This window comes from Morganella morganii (genome assembly GCF_019242955.1).
GTDB lineage: Bacteria > Pseudomonadota > Gammaproteobacteria > Enterobacterales > Enterobacteriaceae > Morganella > Morganella sibonii.
The window spans coordinates 1,543,035-1,561,977 of the sequence record NZ_CP066129.1 but is presented as its reverse complement, the minus strand read 5'-3'; the positions used below and the strand labels follow the sequence as shown (position 1 = coordinate 1,561,977).

Sequence of the window (18,943 nt, the reverse complement as noted above, 5' to 3'; positions counted from 1 at the left end):
TATAGTCAAACGGTTTTGCCGCCGTATGTTCCTGTTGTTCCGGCACCGGGCTACTCTTATTACACGAGAGGCCATACATCCATCGGGACATAGGGTGATACGGAAAAACTCTGGTGCTGAGGATTGTAATGCGCAGAAAACCAGCGCGGTACAATTTATTGAATAAACCATGTTTTATAAATTAATATATTAAAAACACCAGTCGATATAGATATATATTCTGATAAATATAAGCCGATGATATGGCCCGGCTGGTGATAAGACATGCCCATCTGTTATCCCAGGTAGTTTATAACTGCACGTACAATGCAATTTCTTACCTTTGCTGAAAATGGCTCCCGTCATTGATAAGGCTCGTACCGCACTCAGTTGATAATTGTTTTTTATACCAGACGCAATTTTAACTCCAAACTTACCCTGCGCGGTATATTTTATAAAAACATGATTGCTTTATGTGATTTTATACCAAATAAAAGTCAGGTTATGATTTTTTATCCTGGCTGGTATTTTGATCTGTTTTCACTTCCCCCGGGAGTCTGTAGAATAAGTGATTAATAACATCTGTAAACTTGCAGGATAACGTACTCATATAATTTATTAATGTATAATATCCCTTTCAGCTCACTACTGGATTTGTTCTATGCTATACATAATCGATGATGAAATAATTTTCGATAACGATGGACGTTCTCTTTATCACAAATCAGTACCTGATGAAGCTATTTCTGTTTCTGAGACTGCATGCCGGTTACTACACTATCTGGTTCAAAATCCGAACATTGTACTTGGCAAAGAAAAAATTATTGAAGAAGTCTGGGGAAAATTTGGTTTTTCAGGCTCGGGAAACAGCCTGTCTCAGTATATAACTATTTTACGTAAATATTTTACAGCATATGGTTTCAGTCAAATTATTAAAACCGTACCTAAATATGGATTTTCGTTTAACGCTGACATTACGGTTTTTGATCAGGATACAGATACTGATTTATTTCCATCACCCGTTGTTTCTCCTCCGAAAAAAACTGACGGGAGAACATTGCCAAAATTCAAAGCATTAATCACATGCTTCAATTTATCGCTCATCATACTCCTTATTGCTTACTCGGCAGATATGACGCGCCGGGACAAATTTGAGTTCAAATCTGTTTCACTTTATGACATTGGCCGAATCGGGACTTGTCCGGTGTTTACTATTTATCCCGGTTCTGAATCATTCAAAGAAACCAAAATAAACCTGGTAAAAAGCATGACCCATGAAGTGCTTCCTTGTGTAAAAGATAACTTTTATATCTTTGATTCCGAAGACCTCTTTGTTTTTGAATCAAAAGGACGAGCCTTCGTTTCGAGATGTGCATATCAGCAGAATACGGATAAAAAACTTTCAGGATGTGAGGTTGTTTATGTACGCAACTATTAAGAAGTCCGGTCACATTGTGACTTTACTTTTAATGGTGTTTACAGCGGCCGTTACCGGTGTAATTTATTACGATAAAAATAACCCGGATATTACGCTGGAATGTTCCGCAACAAATAACTGGGTTAAATTACCCGGAGGCTACAGGCTTAATGACACAATGACACTGATTCTTGGCGAAGGCAAAAAGGGCCGGATTCACTTATCGGGAATAATTGAAAATAAGGAAACTGAATACCTTCTGTCCAGATCAATTCTCTTTACTTACCAGGTCGTAAACGGAGAGACAGTTGCTATGAGGAATATCCGGCTTGTGAAGGGTGCCAGCGATTCTTTCCCTGACCCGCTTTTTAATAGTATGATTTACGACCTCTCCGAAACAGAAAAAGAACTTCATATACAAAAACTTCATAACAGCTATATTCTCAGTACACCTTATTCAGCCTATTCGATGTGTGTGGAATATAATTAGGTTATTCTGTGTCTCCGCGCCCCTCACACGCCTTTAACCGGGCGTGTTTTTTTCCGGCTCACAACTTATCTGTATATTATCCCCCGCCTGATACAGGCGGCCACAGACCGGGTTTTCCGCTCTTACAAGAGGCATGCCATATAGTACTCCGGATGAAATAAGATCACAGAATTTTTACTGCCTGAAAATAACAGGCTGATATCAGGGAACAGAACAAATACAAAATTAATGAGAGGTCTGGTTACTGAAAGATATTTGCAGCTGAAATTATCTCTTTATTACTAATATATTATTTTAAAGAATATTTTTATGTACTTTCAGATATACTTCCCCCATATTGAAATACAGCCTCACCTGAGTTTCAGGTGAGGCCTTTTTATCAGATCAGAAATTCCTTACACATATTGCCCTGCCATTTGATATTGCGGTTGCATTCTCCATCATATAACCATCCGTCAGATTGAAATAGTGGTTAATTAAACTATCCTCTAACACCCAGTAATTATTTACAGCACCGGGCACAAAACCAGCCAAAAAGTATGTATATGGCCATTGATTCATACTATTAACCGATGACGGCATGACATCAGCTTCATGCGCCCATTCGCCATAGGGCTGGCAAGCGGTTGATATATCTGCAACAGAACTCGCTGTTGTTATAAAAGTAAACCACTTTTTCACGTTAAAATCATATTTAAGCGGTGCACCCCCGTCTTTTGGCGCAGCAGTTATTGTTACAGCTCCCCCTGAATTAAGGGTTACAGTACCTGTCTGGTCAACATCAGCCGATGATGAACTGCTGCTCCACTGATAATCACTGTTTGACGTCGTTAAGCCATCTATCTGGAGCTGAAAGACTGCACCTTTAAACCCGGCGCCGGGAAAACCTTTTGTCACCCCCCGGGGCCTGGCGTCATTTTTACCTGCAGCATGAATAATCGCACCTGTAATTTTACTAACCTTCATAAAATTAACGGATACTGACGCATTGGCACCATTATTCAACGCAGCTGTGACATCAACAGAACCCTCAGTGGTATGAGTCAGAGAAGCGCTTATCGTCCCGCCAGCGCGAGTTTTACCTGTGAAGAACACCTTATTATCCGCACTAAACGATACTTCAGTATCTGGTACAAGGTTACCATTGGCATCAGTGACTGTCGCCTCAACCTCACCGGTATCCTTTCCGTCTGCCAGAGCTTTGTCTTTCGTCACAATCAGATTACCCTGCTCAATCAGCGCTGTTGCAGGGTCCCCCACAAATGTCGGCGCAACCGTCTGACTGACACCGTTTTTCAGCATGGCCGTCACGTTAGCCGGACCTGCCTTGGTACTGGTCAGGGTGGCTTTCACTGTACCATCCGTACCCGAGACACCCGATGCCACAATCACAGCACCGTTATCAGCAGTGAAGTCGACATTGATACCAGCGAACGGTTTACCATTTGCATGGGTGACTTTCGCCTGCACTTCATTGGTGGCCTTACCATCTGCAACCGCGTTATCCTGCGTAACCGTCAGGTCGCCATCGGCAATGTTCGCCTTGCTTTCATCAGGCGTAAAGGTGATGGTGACTTGCTCTGTGTGCAGACCAGCCTCAGCCGTAACAACTACCTGACCACCCGCCTGCGCTGTCAGTGTTACTTTAGCGATGCCATCATCGCCTGTTGCCATAGATCTATTTGATAGATTGGCCTGTGAGGCTGGGGCGTCAAAGCTCACGGTATAATTCGGAACAACGTTACCAAACTTGTCAGTAACTTTTGCCTGCACTTCGTTAGTATCTTTATTGTCAGCCAGAGCATTGTCCTTCGTAACGGTCAGATTGCCCTTCACGAGGGTTGCTGTTCCCTTGTCTGCAACAAAACTACCGTGTATCTTCTTACTGACACCATTTGGCAGCGTTGCTGTAATGACCACATCATCCATTACTGTTGTGTTGACAGGATATACTCTTAACCACCCGTGATTATCGCTACTCGAAGCGACCATATTGTCAGGAATCGTTACGTCACTTTCTTTATCGGCATCCCCAACGCGACCGATAGTCACACCATTCTCTGCCGTAAAGCTGACCTTAACTCCATCGACAGGCTTACCATTTTGGTCTCCGATCTGAACAATTGCATTGCAAGATTTCTGCCATTTATCACTAACAACGCAGTTCGCGCCAGCAAATTTCCCGACAATGAAAACCAGTTTGGTTTCATCAACCTTGAACGTGGTTGCGACTTTCTGGCTGACTTTGTTCACCGTGGCTGTGACATTTGCCACACCGGCGGTCTGGCTGGTCAGGGTCACTTTCACGAGACCGTCCCGGTCAGTTTTGCCCGTCGCCGCAATAATTGCGCCGTTATCTGCGCTGAAGGCCACATCCACATCCGGAACCACGTTGCCGTTGGCATCGGTGACTTTTGCCCGGACTTCGTTGGTGGCTTTACCGTCTGCAACCGCGTTGTCTTTTGTGACAGTCAGGTCACCGTTGATGATGGTTGCCGTTCCGGCATCACCGATAAAGTTGAGGTAAGTCTCCCCTTTCAGGGTCCCATTGTAGCTGCCTGTCATCGTGATGGTACCAGCTTTAAGACTCGTGACTGGCAGCACTGCTTTCCCGTTAGCGCCTGTTGTTACACTGGTCTGTTTGCCTGGGGCATTGTCACCCTCAAAGTCAATTTTCACCCCCGAAATCGGGGCGCCAGTGCTAATTTCCACCACTTCCATGACCGCTTCATCAAACGCTTTCCCGTCAGCTATCGCGTTATCTGCACCCGTTGACAGGTCAAACGCAGCGGCATCAACATCGTAGGCGAATGTGGTATTCACCGACTGACTGTTGCTGGTACCGTCCACCGTCGCAGTGACAATGACGATGCCGCCTTTGTTGCTGGTCAGCGTCACCTTCACCGTGCCGTCTGCGGCAGTTTTGCCGGTAGCGGTAATAACAGCACCGTTGTCTGCCGTAAAGCCGGCATCGATACCGGACAGCAGGTTGCCGTTCGCATCCGTGACTGTCGCCATCACTTCGTTAGTGTCGGTGCCGTTGGCAATGGCGTTATCCTGCGTGACTGTCAGGTTACCTTTGGTGATGGTCGCTGTGGACGGGTCAGCGTTAAAGGTCGTGGTAACCGTCTGGCTGGTTTTATTCACCGTCGCCGTCACGTCTGCCGGGCCTGCTTTCAGGCTGGTCAGGGTCACCTTGACGGTACCGTCTGCACCGGTGGTGCCGCTGGCGATGATTTTCGCGCTGTTGGTCGCCGTGAAATCAACCTGAACGCCGGACAGCAGGTTACCGTTGGCGTCAGTGACTTTCGCCATGACTTCGTTGGTTGCCTTACCGTCTGCAATGGCATCGTCTGCCGTAACGGTCAGATTTCCTTTGGTCAGGACGGCTGTCCCGCTATCTGCCGTAAAGTGAGTATCAACAGACTGACTGCTGGTGTTCACTTTCGCGGTGACGATAGCCTTACCGGCGTGAAGGTTAGTCAGGGTGACCTTCACCGTACCGTCCGCTGCTGTGGTCCCGCTTCCGATAACGGATGCACCATTGGTGGCAGTGAAGTTCACCGTCACACCGGACACCAGGTTACCGTTCGCGTCAGTGACTTTCGCCATGACTTCGTTAGTGGCTTTACCGTCAGCCGTTGCATCATCTTTGGTTACAGTCAGGTTACCCTGAGTGATGTTTGCAGTGCTGCTGTCAGCCTTAAAGGTGGTTTTCACCGTCTGACTGTTTTTGTTCACCGTCGCCGTGACGTTCACCACTCCGGCCTTCAGGCTGGTCAGGGTCACTTTCACGGTACCGTCGGTGCCGGTTTTGCCGCCGGCAATAATGGTGGCGTTATTGTCCGCCGTGAAGCCGACCGTGATACCGGACAGCACATTGCCGCCTGCATCGGTGACTTTGGCCATCACTTCGTTGGTAGCTTTACCATCCGCTGTTGCGTCATCCACGGTGACCGTCAGGTTACCCTTGATGATGGTGGCCGTGCCGGCATTCGCATCAAAGGTGGTGTTCACCGTCCGGGTACTGCCGGTGCTGCTGATGGTGGCCGTAACCGGGGTCTTGCCCGCAGTGGTGTTCGTCAGCGTCGCTTTGACCGTGCCGTCTGCACCGGTAGTGCCTGTCGCCACGATTTTCGCGCCGTTCGCCGCAGTGAGGTCTACTTTGATACCGGACAGCAGGTTGCCGTTGGCGTCGGTGACTTTGGCCTGCACTTCGTTAGTGGCGCTGCCGTCAGCAACAGCGTTATCCTGCGTCACGACCAGGTCGCCTTTCGCCAGCGTTGCCGTGGACGGGTCAGCCTTAAAGTTGGTGTTGACTGTCTGACTGCCGCTGGTACCCGCTTTCGCGGTCACGGCGGTGGTACCTGCGGTGATGTTGGTCAGGGTGACTTTTACCGTACCGTCAGCCCCGGTAGTGCCGGTTGCGGCAATTTTCGCACCGTTGTTGGCGCTGAAGTCCACCTGAATACCGGACAGGACGTTACCGTTGGCGTCAGTGACTTTGGCCATCACTTCGTTGGTGGCGTTACCGTCGGCAATCGCATCATCCCGGGTCACCGTCAGGTTGCCCTGAGTGATGGTCGCCGTACCGGTATCCGCCTTAAAGGTGGTGTTGACGGACTGGCTGCCGCTGGTGCCGGTTTTCGCGGTCACAACAGCCGTACCTGCGGTGGTGCTGGTCAGGGTGACTTTTACCGTACCGTCAGCACCGGTGGTGCCGGTTGCCGCGATTTTCGCGCCGTTATCCGCACTGAAGTCCACTTTAATACCGGCCAGCACGTTGCCGCCCGCATCGGTAACTTTGGCCATCACTTCGTTGGTGGCTTTACCGTCTGCAATCGCATCATCTTTGGTGACCGTCAGGTTACCTTTAATGATGCCGGCAGTGGACGTATCAGGCACAAAGGTGGTGTTCACCGTCTGACTGGTTGTGTTCACGGTCGCCGTAACTACGGCAATACCTGCAACCGTGCTGGTCAGCGTAACTTTTACCGTTCCGTCTGCCCCTGTCGTGCCGGAGGCAATAATTTTCGCACTGTTGTTCGCGCTGAAGTCCACCTGAATACCGGACAGGATATTTCCGCCCGCATCGGTGACCTTCGCCATCACTTCGTTGGTGGCCTTGCCATTGGCAATTGCGCCGTCAGCGGTCACCGTCAGGTTGCTTTTGGTCAGTGTTGCCGTGGTTGAGTCAGCCTTAAAGGTGGTGTTCACAGACTGGCTGTTGGTGTTCACTTTCGCGGTCACCGCAGCAACGCCCGCTTTCAGGCTGGTCAGCGTGACCTTCACGGTACCGTCCGCAGCCGTTTTGCCGGTGGCGGTGATTTTTGCGCTGTTATTCGCACTGAAGTCTACGCTGACGTTGGCCACCGGGTTACCGTTGGTGTCAGTGACTTTAGCCATCACTTCGTTGGTATCAGTGTCGTCGGCTTTCGCACCATCCCGGGTAACAGTCAGGTTGCCTTTGGTGATGGCGGCAGTGCTGCTGTCAGCCACAAAGGTAGTGTTCACCTGCTGATTATTGCCGTTTTTCAGGGTCGCTTTCACGGCAATGGTTCCGGCCTTCAGGCTGGTCAGGGTCACTTTGACCGTGCCGTCTGTACCCGTTTTGCCGGTCGCCGCAATCGTCGCGCCATTGTCCGCACTGAAGTTAACCATGATGCCGGGGGCCGGATTGCCTGAAGCGTCCGTGACTTTCGCCATGACTTCGTTGGTATCGGTGCCGTTGGCTGTCGCGTTATCTTTTGTGACGGTCAGGTTGCCCTTGCTGATGGTGACGGTGCCCTCATCCACAGTAAAGGTGGTGCTCACCTGCCGGGTGCTGTTGTTGACCGAGGCCGTCACCGGTGCGGTGCCGGATTTGAGATTCGTCAGGGTGACCTTCACGGTACCGTCTGCCCCGGTGGTACCGGTGGCGGTAATTTTCGCGCCGTTACCCGCACTGAAGGTGACCGCCATGTTTGTGACCGGGTAGCCGTTCGCATCGGTGACTTTGGCCATCACTTCGTTGGTGTCGCTGCCGTTGGCCACGGCATTATCTTTCGTGACCGTCAGGTTGCCCCGGGTAATGGCTGCCGTGGACGGATCCGCCACAAAGCTCAGCGGGGTGTCTTTGTTATTGCCGTTAATGCCAAACCGGTAGGTGTCGGTGCCCACTTTATGACTGGTGATGTTCACCAGCAGCTGGCCCTGACTGTCCGTCAGGTTACCGGCAGGCCGGGTGGTGTAGTGCGCCCCGGCCGGAACGGTGATGGTGACCGGCAGACCCGGCAGCACGTTGTGATTATCATCCGTGACCGTCAGCCGCACGCTGTCCTGCGCCTGGTCGTTAGCGTAAGCATTATCTTTTTCAACCTTCAGAGTATCTATCTGCGCATGGCTGATATCCACCATAAACTGCGCGCTGACGCTTTTCTGTGTGCCGGTACCGCTGACTGTCAGAACGGACTGGCCGGCTATGTTGTTGCTGAAGCGGGCAGTGATCTGTCCGGCAGCATCAGTGACCTGCGACGGGGTTTGCATCTGTGCCCCGTTGGATGCATCCGCACTCAGGGTGAAGTTTTCCACCGGGTTACCGAACTGATCCTGAACTGTCGCCAGGGCTTCATTCATGGCCTTGCCGTTGGCCAGCGCCTTGTCGTGCGTCAGGGTCAGAGTACGTATCTGCGCGGAGGTAATATCGGCGGCAAAAGTCAGCTCTTCCGCCAGGCTGTTGCCGTTTTTCATGGCAGCTTTCACGTTGCCGCTGCCGGAGACCTTACTGCGCACCTTCACAGTGGCACGACCCTGGCTGTCGGTTACCACGGTCTGGCTGCTGTCCGCGTGACCGCTGTTATCCAGCAGTGTCACGGCGGTGTTGTCCCGGAAGCCTGCTGTGGTGAAGGTAATTTCACGTCCGGCCAGCGGGACATTTTTCTCATCCAGCACCACTGCCGCGGCGGTAAAGGTATTTTTGTTGTCGGCCATCACCGGGGTTCCCGGGGTGACAGTCAGACTGGTAATAGTTTCCTGAGACGGACGAACCCCCACCCACATCACGGCAGTATTGGAGACATTGCCTTCAGTGTCAGTCCCGGTGGCGGAGACGCGGTAGATCTGTGGTTCATTGCTGCGGGTAAATACGTATGCAGGCAAAGTCAGGCTGGCGGTGGTCAGAGAAGTCATCACCAGTCGTCCGCCCTGTGAGGTCAGCTCCGGTGCGGACCAGTCTACGGACTTCAGGCCGTACTTCGCTTTATTCACGGTCAGCGGCACGCTCAGAACCCCGGCGGCTTCACCATCCATACGCGCCGGCAGAGAGATGGACAGCAGTTCCTGCTTACGGTACTGCATGACGATGTTGTAGTTACGGTCAACAAAGTCGTAGCGGTTCCCGGCCAGACTGCGCATCAGATCGACGTTCTCACTGTCAAGCTGACGGGAGAGCGGCACGCCAAACCGGTAGGTGATGTCCATGCCGATACTGCTGTCGTTGTCATCACCGAACGCGGTCTGCCCCCGGAAGGTCACCAGCGGTACCGGGGTATAGGTCAGCCCCAGGGTAGTGGCAGACGGATTGTTTTTCAGATCACCCGGCGTCGTGCTGTAGCCCGGATCAATACCGTCACCAAAATACTGTTCATAGCGGGCAAAAGCGCCGAGTTGCGGGTAAGACGGCAGATAAGCTTCGGTGCGGATGTCAAATCCGTTAGCCGGACGTTCGTCGTAGTCGCGCATCGCGTCCGGCGCAGACTGATGCCAGTTTGTCAGGCGAAAGTAGCCGTTGGCAGACACTTTCAGGTAGTCAGCCCACAGCTCTCCCCCGACACCCAGACGGGAGTTGTTCCCGGTCATGTCGTGGTCCCAGAAGGTATTGACGCCCCACATCCATTCATCCTGCATATGACGATAGCCGACCCCGGCATTCGCCGTGGTGCGGTCTTCGTTAGCACGGATGCCGGCCTGAGAGAAAAGCAGACTGTCCGGTGTTTCATGCAAAGGGATCAGCAGGTCCGCATCTCCGGTGCGGTCAGAGCCGAACTGCACCCTGGCGTGACCGAACTGGTTCAGCCAGTCGGTGACCTGCTGGTTAATGAGGTTCTCACCCATGCTCCGGGCGTAGCCGACAGAGGCATCGAGGGCGTTCGTGTTCTCCTGTGAGAGCATGCTGCCCACCTGACTGACGCCCTGCGCCACCCGGGCGGCACCACTGCCGGACCGGTTGTCATCGCCGGACGTCAGGTAGTCTTTTTTACCGTCTGCATCCGTGGTTTTCGGGCTGCCCAGATCCGGCAGGGCACTGAAGATGTCATCCCGGCGGACGGTGTTGTCATGAGCCGGGATGTCGTGTGCGGTTACCGCTGCACTGCTGCCGGAAGAGAAGAAGCCATCCTGCCCGGGCATCATCATCGCATTCATGCCCTCAATGGTCTCACGGACCGCCTGATCATCAGCAGCAGACGTGCGGAAAGCTGCACGGGCCGGGAGGGATAACATGAGCGGAGTGAACAGCTGGGTGAGGATCACCAGCCACGCAGTAACCACCTGACGGTTAAGTCGGGGGAAACGGCGAATACGTTTGTTCATTATATATTTCCTATGCACAAGCATCGCAAAGGACGACAGAAAATATCATCCCTTACGGTGCCGTTATTAATACCAGAGGAGGAGCAGGTTAAATATTCGTTAATGTCCTGAAATTATATTTCACCCAAACAAAGGCGGTGTACTGTACTTCAGCACACCAGGCTTCTTATTGAGGGTCATTGATAGTAGTTCATCAGAAATAGCCATTCATGATTTTTTTAATATTGTATTGTTAATATTATGTTGTTAATATTATGTAATGTGTAATTGCGACTGATATTGCTGTAATTCCGGGAACAAGTGTTAAACAGCCCCTGATTTATGCCTCTGAGAAAAATAAACCCGTCAATGCAGGCATGTTTGTCGCGGGTACTTTCATTTTATGTTGTGCAGTTACCCCTGAGCACACAGATAATAAGATTGTTGCAATTACGATACCCGTGCTTTTATAAAAAGTCATCACCTTACCCGTTTTGTAATAATAAATCAGATATTTCGAAGACGTCACCGCCATTCGCTGACAATAACTATAGCCATATAAATCAATCAATTAAGTTTGGATTAAAATTAAATATTTAAATTAAAAGTATGCGGATAGCAGAGAAATGAAGACATTATTCAGGCAGGCAGGGTTGAATAAATAACTGCAATTTGACAGGTGATATCTTTGATGAGGGAAAGTTGATTAACAATAGTGTGACATTACACTATTTATTAACTTTCCGGCTGTATTTTCACAGCATAAATATTTTACCGGACTCTATATACCCTTCCAGAGAAAAAATAAATATCTTTCAAAGAACATTCGTTACTTTTCGGAATATTATTGTTTGTTTATGAGTTTTATTCTGCACAAAACTTTATAACCGCGACAGAACAACAATAGCAACACGCCGGATATTCAGCGTATGTGTTTAAAATACATCACATACGAGTGACAGTAACATAACCGCCGAATTTATATCTACCCCATCCTTTCGCCCGGTTCACTGTTACTCTTTTTTTTGGTTCTTTTTTTTAGTTCTTATTTTTTCAGTTTTTATACCGCGCCCGGTTCACACACTTTTTTACTGCCTGTGAAAAATACATCACTTTGGCCGACTGAATGCATGTTTCCAGCTCTTCGCTTTCCTCTTTATTTAAATTCATTCCGGAAACCTGCGCAAACAGCGCCGGTAATTCATGCTGACCGGGATCTTTCAGTGCAAACTGCACAATAATCACCCCGGCCATCACCAGCATAATAACCACCGCACATACCGCAACGATCCATTGTATTACCCGTACATGTATTGTCCGCACTGCTTTCTCCTTTTGCTGACAGATAAAAAAATCCGGCGGTGTCAGAAATAACAGCCGCCGGATGAATATGATTGACCGATATGATCAGCAGAATTCAGATAGCATCTTCATCCTGTTCACCGGTACGTATCCGCACCACCTGTGCCACATCGAACACAAAGATTTTACCGTCACCGATTTTACCGGTCTGCGCCGTCTGCATAATGGTTTCCACACAGGTATCGAGAATGTCATCGGCGACAACAATTTCGATTTTTACCTTCGGCAGGAAATCCACCATATATTCCGCACCGCGATACAGTTCGGTATGCCCTTTCTGGCGGCCGAACCCTTTCACTTCTGTCACTGTCATCCCGGTGATCCCGACTTCAGCCAGTGCTTCGCGGACATCATCGAGTTTAAACGGCTTAATAATTGCCTCAATCTTTTTCATTGTCAGATCCTGTTACCAATTTTTGCGGCCAAACCCGGATGTAATCGGGTAACGGCGATCTTTGCCAAAGTTCCGGGCGGTAATGCGCGGCCCCACCGGTGACTGGCGGCGTTTGTATTCATTGATATCCACCAGCCGGATAACCTTGCGGACTACCGCCTCATCAAACCCGGCAGCAATCAGCTCATCTGCGGACATGTCTTTTTCAACATACCCGGCCAGCAATGCATCCAGGATGTCATACGGCGGCAGGCTGTCCTGATCCAGCTGACCCGGTGCCAGCTCCGCAGACGGCGGACGGGTGATAACCCGCTCCGGAATTGCCGGTGACAGCGTATTGCGGTATCTCGCCAGCTCAAACACCATGGTTTTCGGCACATCTTTCAGGACGTTAAAGCCCCCGGCCATATCCCCGTACAGTGTGGAGTAACCGACAGCACATTCACTTTTATTACTGGTGGTCAGCACAATGCGGCGGCGCTTATTAGACATTGCCATCAGGATCACAGCACGGCAGCGGGCCTGTAAATTCTCTTCGGTAGTATCGGCCTGTGTTCCGGCGAATTTCGGCGCCAGTTCGTGCATAAAGGCGTCAAACATCGGCTCAATCGACACCACATCAAATTCCACCCCCAGCAGCTCTGCCTGCTCACGGGCATCGTGGATGCTGATATCGGAGGTGTAGCGGAACGGCATCATCACCGCCTGCACTTTATCTCTGCCCAGTGCATCGGCGGCAATCGCAACGGTCAGGCCGGAGTCTATCCCGCCGGACAAGCCCAGCAATGCCCCCTGAAAACCATTTTTGCGGACATAATCCCGTGTCGCCAGCACCAGCCCCTGATAAACCTGCGCAAGGACAGATAACGACGGTGCCGGATCCGCCATCGGTGTGATGGTTAAATCCGTAAACTGACACTGTGCGATTTGCTCTGAAAATGCAGCAAGACGATGCGTTACGCTGCCATCCGCGGCGAAAACAGCAGAATCACCATCAAAAATCAGTTCATCCTGGCCGCCGACCTGATTGAGATAGACCAGCGGCAGCCCGGTACGGCGGCAATGTGCCTGTATCAGCACATCCCGGGTATCAATTTTATCAGTGGAATACGGTGATGCATTCAGCGTAAGGATGATTTCAGCCCCGGCGGCCTTCAGCGCATCAACAGGGCCGTCAGTCCAGATATCCTCACAAATGAGTAACCCGAGACGGTAACCACGGAAATCGATCACACAGCTTTCAGTACCCGCTGTAAACCAGCGTTTTTCATCAAACACACCGTAGTTCGGCAGTTCCTGTTTGAAATAACGGGCGCGGAGTTCCCCTTTCTCAAACAAAGAGAGAGCATTATAAATGCGGCCGTTTTCCTGCCACGGGTGCCCCGCCAGCACAGCGCAGTCACCGCTGGCCTGTTGTATCCGGGTAAGGCTCTGTACTATCCGCTGATGAAAATCGGGACGAAAAACCAGGTCTTCCGGCGAATATCCGGACAATGCCAGTTCGGAAAACATGACCAGGTCAGCTCCGGCTGCCTGTTGTTCCGCCATGGTTTTCAGAATACGTTCACCATTGCCTTCGATATCTCCGACCAGAAAATTCAGCTGGGCCAGGGCGATATTAAGTGTACGACGCATAAAATCCTGCTCTCCCGGGATGAGTCTCACCGTATGTAAAAATTAATAATAAAACAGCTAATAATGAAGATGATAGCAAAATGTGCCGGCCAGAGCCGATTCTTTGCTTATTCTTTAAAGTCGGCCGCATCCAGCTCATGACGGGACAGCAATTTATAAAATTCTGTCCGGTTACGCCCCGCCAGCCGTGCGGCATTGGTCACGTTACCTTTGGTCATCTGGAGAAGTTTGCGTAAGTAATTGAGCTCAAACTGATTACGGGCTTCCGCAAAAGTCGGCAATGCGGTATTTTCGCCTTCCAGAGCCTGTGTCACCAGCGCCTCACTGATCACCGGCACGGTGGACAGCGCCACACATTGCTCGATAACGTTAAGTAACTGACGCACGTTACCCGGCCAGCTTGCGCCCATCAGACATTTCATGGCATCCGGGGAGAAACTGCGGACAAACGGCTTATGTTTTTTCGCCGCTTCACGCAGAATATGATTGGCCAGCAGCGGGATATCTTCTGCCCGCTCATGGAGTGTCGGAATTTTCAGGTTAACCACATTGAGGCGGTAATAAAGATCTTCACGAAATTCGTGTTTTTCCATCGCCTTGGGTAAATCGCGGTGTGTCGCGGAAATCACGCGGACATCAATATCAATGTCGCGGTTGCTGCCGAGCGGGCGCACTTTGCGCTCCTGCAAAACACGCAGCAGTTTGACCTGCAACGGCATCGGCATATCCCCGATTTCATCGAGAAACAGCGTACCGCTTTCCGCCGCCTGGAACAGCCCTTCCCGGCTGCTGACGGCACCGGTAAAGGCACCTTTGGCATGGCCGAACAATTCAGATTCCAGTAACTGCTCCGGCAATGCGCCGCAGTTAATGGCAATAAACGGTTTTTTCGCTCTCGGGCTGGCTTTGTGGATGGCCTGTGCCAGTACCTCTTTCCCGGTACCACTCTGGCCGTTGATCAGAACACTGACATCGGATTGCGCCACCATGCGCGCCTGTTCCAGCAGACGCAGCATCAGCGGGCTGCGGGTAACAATACTCTCACACCAGGATTCATCACTGACCGTGGTGGTGGAAAGCGCCAGTGCATCATCGATAGCTTTATATAAGGCATCGCGATCCACCGGTTTGGTCAGGAAGCTGAAAACGCCCTCACGGGTGGCCGCCACCGCATCAGGGATAGAGCCGTGGGCAGTGAGGATAATCACCGGCATCCCGGAATGGGTTTTCTGGATCTCGGCAAACAGCGCCATACCGTCCATTTCATCCATCCGCAGGTCACTGATGACCAGATCAATCTTTTCTTTGCTGAGAACCTTCAGCGCTTCAGGGCCGCTTTCTGCCGTTGATACCCGGAAACCTTCACTGCTCAGGCGCATTCCCAGCAGTTTCAGTAAACCCGGATCGTCATCAACCAGTAATAAGTTTGCGCTGCGGCGTGCTGTCATGCCGGGGTTACTCCTTTTTATCCTGTGCCGGTTGTTTTCCGGCGGTTTTCGGTTCTGCCGGTTTAACACTATCGACTGGTTTAACACTATCGGCTGGTTTAACACCATCGGCCGGCTTAACTCCATCGGCCGGTTTAACATCATCAGCCGGTTTTGCCTGCTCCGGTTTGACTTCCTCCGGTTTCTGCTCTGCCGTACCTGCAGCTTCCTCTAAGGCTTCACGACGCTCTTCAAGGGTGTTTTCCAGTTCCGCCTCTGCTTTGGTCGGCTGTTTGCGGCCGGCCAGCTGGCGCTCAATGTTGCTCAGGTTATCGAGCTTGCGGGTGGTATTTTGTAATTCAAACTGCAGACGGGCATTTACCGCACGCAACTGATCAATTTTACCGTCAGTATCACTCTGCAAACGGCGGTAGCGCTGGCGTTCATCACTCAGGGCTATCGCCTGTTTCAGCTGGTCACGCCACAGGGTCATCAGCGGGCGCAGTGACACCGGGAACCCGGCGCTGTAGGTATTCAGGGTATCGAGCACCCTGCGTTTATCATTCGCTGACGAGCCGGTATTATTCAGTAAAATACTCTGGCGGAATGCGGTATCCCAGCTGTCGGGTGTTATTTTCCCCGCCATAATACGGGCCGTGTCACTGCTGAGCAGATCAGCGCAGTCAATCATCCGCAGCCAGTAAAGGCCGTTTTCTGTTGCCGCTGCGGAGTTGAGTTCCCAGATAGCGTGACAATCCGCAATCCGGTAATCCGTCGTCCGCTCCTGCGGCAGAACGACAGAAGCCAGTGCAGAGAGATCCGGCGGTGTTGCGGTTTTTACGCAGCCGGCCAGCAACAGCGGGACGGCGGCAATCAGGGACTTAAATGTCATTTTCAAGTTAATGCTGACCTGTTATTCCAGTAAGGTGTGGAACGGAAGCTGAACACGGAAGCACACATCCGCACCTTCAGAACCGACTAATATCAGTTCGCCGCCCATCCGGTTAATACAATCCCGGGCGATACTCAGTCCCAGCCCGCTGCCTTTGACAGCACCTTTGCGCTGAAGCGATCCCTGGTAGAACGGTTCGAAGATCATTTCCTGTTCTTCCTCCGGGATCGGCGTACCGGTATTGGCGACATCAATCTGTATATGCTGACCGGCTTTCCGGCTGGTTATCCGGATCTTACCCGATTCAGCGCCATAGTGTACCGCATTTGAATAGAGATTATCGAGTACACGTGTTAATAAGACAGGCTCTGCCCAGACACTTGTCTCATCCAGCCCGACTTCCGTAGTGATTTCTTTGCTTCTCGCCGGTAAGCTGTGTGCATTAACGACCCCATGCACTACCGTATCCAGGTTAACCCATTTGGCTTCTGTCGGGCTGTCCACCAGAGTGCGGTTATACTCCAGCAACTGTTCAATCAGAACCTGTAAATGACGGCTGCTTTCACTCAGGATAGAGACGACATCTTTCTGGTCAGTTGTCAGCGGCCCCGCCACTTCATCAGCCAGCAGTTCAGTACCTTCACGCATACTGGCCAGCGGTGTTTTCAGTTCATGAGAAATATGACGCAGAAATTCATGGCGCTGGGATTCCAGCCAGTCAAGACGTTCACTCAGCCAGACAATCCGCAGTGCCAGTGAACGCAGCTCTCTCGGGCCGTTAAAATGATCAAGACGCTGTATCAGATTACGGCCTTCTCCCAGCCGGTTAACCATCCGCTCGATAACTTTTACCGGCCCGATAATCATCCGGGTAAACAGAATGATAAGCCCGGTACTCAGGACAAACACCAGCAGGCTCTGCCAGCCGAACGATTGCCCTTTGCGGGCGATGGCATTCTGAAGTTCTTCACCGCGCCGGAAATTGGCCTCGCGGATAGCCTGCACCAGGTCGGCATTACTGCGGGCAAAGGCTTCGAGATGGGTCATCATAGCCGCTACCGGCTCACCGTTTTCACATTGCAGGACGGACAACTGTCCGAGACTGGCGGCGATGTCATCAGTATAGCGCGGATCAGGCGTGGATTGTTTCTGGCGGGTGAGATAGTTCTCATAGCTGAGATACTGTTTATGCCAGACATTTTTCAGGGTTTCATTTCCCAGCACACAGTACTGGCGGTAGCTGCGCTCCATTTCCAGCGCCAGGCTCGACATTTCCTCACTGCGCCGCGCATCCTGTACTGTTGAAATACTGATTTGCGCCGCCTGATTACTCAGCTCATCAAAACTCTGATACGCCTGCCAGGCCAGTCCCAGCAACGGCAGCAGAACCAGACAGAATGCCACCACAACCAGCTGACGCAGCGAACGCGGAAATAATCGCCATTTTTTCAAGATTATCATCTCTTAACCTGTTGTCATGTCCATGATGCTAACCGGTTCCGGGATAAGAGAAAAGGATCAGCGTGCATCAGTGAGAAAAAGAGAACAGAAAGAATGCAGGGAAGGTATAAAATGATGACGGGACGACAGTTTCCTGCCGTCCCGCCAGTGAGATTAAGGTGGTGCCTCACTCAACGTGTCGCCCTGTGTCTGATAAAGCTTGCGCAATTATCGGTATTAACGGACGGTAGGCACCTTACTCTGGCATCATTCCCGGGCTTATGTGGCATGTTTCCGCCATATTGCGGGCCGACATAAAAAATTGAATGAGCAACTGAAGAAGATATTGCAACTGCCGTGCCAATTTTCAAAGTTAAAAATTAACACCATGTTATTAAAGGAAAAATATTTAATATCATCCTTCTGATATTTTACGGATACTGCCACAACCGAATTATTTCCCGGTTTTCCCGTTGTTTTGTGAAAAAACGTCTCTGATTTGCGACAGTCTTTTTTGCTCTTTTTTACCTCTTTAAATATCAATGCATTAGATGTCTCCTTTTGGAGACATTAAAAATGATGAATGTCGTTATTTTATGACACAGATGATTTTTTATACCGGACATGCAAACAAACACGCAGTTTACTTAATAAAATCCACCGTCAGGACAATGCTTTTGTCTAACCCCGGCGGAGGGATCCCCACCGGCTGATATTGACTGACCGCACCGAGGGCAATTTTATCCAGTATCCGGTTACCCGAACTTCTGATCACCACGGGGTCAGAAAGCGCGCCGGTTCCGGAAATACTGACATTAATATCAACGGCTGCGCTGACCTTTCTGATTCTGGCTGGATAATAAATATACCGCAGGATCTCTCTGCGCATTTTTTCCCGGTATAACCACAGGTCGTCGTCACTCTGCTGTCCGGCAACGGTATCGGCTGTTGTCAGGTTATGATTTCCGGCCGACAGAGATGACTGTAAACCTGTATCCGGAACCTCTGCCGGTTTATGCACATCTTTATCATGCCGCGGTGCAGTAACCGGCTTTTTAATTTTCTGCCGCGGTTTATTCTCACGTTTTTTTCTGTTTTTTTCCGCCTGCCATTCTGATTTTTTATCCGCTGCCGGGCTTATCACCGGCAACGGACTTTCCGCGCTCTGTTCCGGGATATCCGGAGAGTGTTTCTCCGCCTTTTCCGGCGCAGGCAGCAATAACATGGCACTGCGGTTATCCGCACGGATATTGCCGTTCTCCGCATAATCAGCCCGGCTGATACAGAATAAAAAAATAAGCAGTCCGCCGTGAAGACACAGAGAAAAGAATAAACCGGCCAGTTTGCAGCGATTCATTGA

The 18,943-nt window shown here is 50.8% G+C and carries 10 protein-coding genes; 2 read left to right on the top strand and 8 right to left on the bottom strand.

Going from position 1 to position 18,943, the window contains the following annotated elements; translation table 11 throughout:
- Positions 1 to 640 precede the first annotated feature (640 nt).
- Complete coding sequence (locus JC793_RS07045) at positions 641 to 1,417, top strand: winged helix-turn-helix domain-containing protein (RefSeq protein WP_166707443.1); 777 nt, start codon at positions 641 to 643, stop codon at positions 1,415 to 1,417.
- Complete coding sequence (locus JC793_RS07040) at positions 1,401 to 1,886, top strand: FidL-like protein (protein ID WP_218427942.1); 486 nt, start codon at positions 1,401 to 1,403, stop codon at positions 1,884 to 1,886. Before JC793_RS07045 ends, JC793_RS07040 begins: the two co-directional genes overlap by 17 nt.
- Before the next feature lie 384 nt (positions 1,887 to 2,270).
- Here the strand turns inward: JC793_RS07040 and JC793_RS07035 are convergent, their stop codons facing one another.
- The 8 genes from JC793_RS07035 to JC793_RS07000 all read right to left on the bottom strand — a co-directional run bounded on the left by JC793_RS07035 (position 2,271) and on the right by JC793_RS07000 (position 18,940).
- A complete protein-coding gene (locus JC793_RS07035) occupies positions 2,271 to 10,454 on the bottom strand; it encodes an Ig-like domain-containing protein (RefSeq protein WP_218427941.1) in 8,184 nt (2,727 codons plus the stop codon).
- Positions 10,455 to 11,486: 1,032 nt separating this feature from the next.
- Complete coding sequence (locus JC793_RS07030) at positions 11,487 to 11,756, bottom strand: hypothetical protein (protein WP_166707440.1); 270 nt, start codon at positions 11,754 to 11,756, stop codon at positions 11,487 to 11,489.
- 94 nt (positions 11,757 to 11,850) lie between these two features.
- Positions 11,851 to 12,189 carry a nitrogen regulatory protein P-II gene (gene glnB / locus JC793_RS07025; RefSeq protein WP_046892517.1) on the bottom strand — a complete coding sequence of 113 codons (339 nt, stop codon included), beginning with the start codon at positions 12,187 to 12,189 and terminating at the stop codon, positions 11,851 to 11,853.
- A gap of 12 nt (positions 12,190 to 12,201) precedes the next feature.
- Positions 12,202 to 13,824: an NAD+ synthase gene (locus tag JC793_RS07020; RefSeq protein WP_218427939.1), complete on the bottom strand. Its 1,623-nt coding sequence runs from the start codon at positions 13,822 to 13,824 to the stop codon at positions 12,202 to 12,204.
- A gap of 107 nt (positions 13,825 to 13,931) precedes the next feature.
- Positions 13,932 to 15,272, bottom strand: a complete 1,341-nt coding sequence (gene glrR, locus JC793_RS07015; RefSeq protein WP_046892519.1) for a two-component system response regulator GlrR — start codon at positions 15,270 to 15,272, stop codon at positions 13,932 to 13,934.
- Positions 15,273 to 15,279: 7 nt separating this feature from the next.
- On the bottom strand, positions 15,280 to 16,143 hold the full coding sequence (gene qseG, locus JC793_RS07010) for a two-component system QseEF-associated lipoprotein QseG (RefSeq protein ID WP_218427937.1): 864 nt from the start codon (positions 16,141 to 16,143) through the stop codon (positions 15,280 to 15,282).
- Between the two features lie 21 nt (positions 16,144 to 16,164).
- Positions 16,165 to 17,604 carry a sensor histidine kinase gene (locus JC793_RS07005; protein ID WP_046892520.1) on the bottom strand — a complete coding sequence of 480 codons (1,440 nt, stop codon included), beginning with the start codon at positions 17,602 to 17,604 and terminating at the stop codon, positions 16,165 to 16,167.
- Between the two features lie 622 nt (positions 17,605 to 18,226).
- On the bottom strand, positions 18,227 to 18,940 hold the full coding sequence (locus JC793_RS07000) for a TonB family protein (protein WP_218427935.1): 714 nt from the start codon (positions 18,938 to 18,940) through the stop codon (positions 18,227 to 18,229).
- Positions 18,941 to 18,943 lie beyond the last annotated feature (3 nt).

What these genes read in the sequence shown, in the direction of transcription:
- glnB (WP_046892517.1), bottom strand. Translation starts at nt 12,189, where the DNA reads ATGAAAAAGATTGAGGCAATTATTAAGCCGTTTAAACTCGATGATGTC.
- qseG (WP_218427937.1), bottom strand. Translation starts at nt 16,143, where the DNA reads ATGACATTTAAGTCCCTGATTGCCGCCGTCCCGCTGTTGCTGGCCGGC.
- JC793_RS07020 (WP_218427939.1), bottom strand. Translation starts at nt 13,824, where the DNA reads ATGCGTCGTACACTTAATATCGCCCTGGCCCAGCTGAATTTTCTGGTC.
- JC793_RS07000 (WP_218427935.1), bottom strand. Translation starts at nt 18,940, where the DNA reads ATGAATCGCTGCAAACTGGCCGGTTTATTCTTTTCTCTGTGTCTTCAC.
- JC793_RS07005 (WP_046892520.1), bottom strand. Translation starts at nt 17,604, where the DNA reads ATGATAATCTTGAAAAAATGGCGATTATTTCCGCGTTCGCTGCGTCAG.
- glrR (WP_046892519.1), bottom strand. Translation starts at nt 15,272, where the DNA reads ATGACAGCACGCCGCAGCGCAAACTTATTACTGGTTGATGACGATCCG.
- JC793_RS07045 (WP_166707443.1), top strand. Translation starts at nt 641, where the DNA reads ATGCTATACATAATCGATGATGAAATAATTTTCGATAACGATGGACGT.
- JC793_RS07040 (WP_218427942.1), top strand. Translation starts at nt 1,401, where the DNA reads ATGTACGCAACTATTAAGAAGTCCGGTCACATTGTGACTTTACTTTTA.
- JC793_RS07035 (WP_218427941.1), bottom strand. Translation starts at nt 10,454, where the DNA reads ATGAACAAACGTATTCGCCGTTTCCCCCGACTTAACCGTCAGGTGGTT.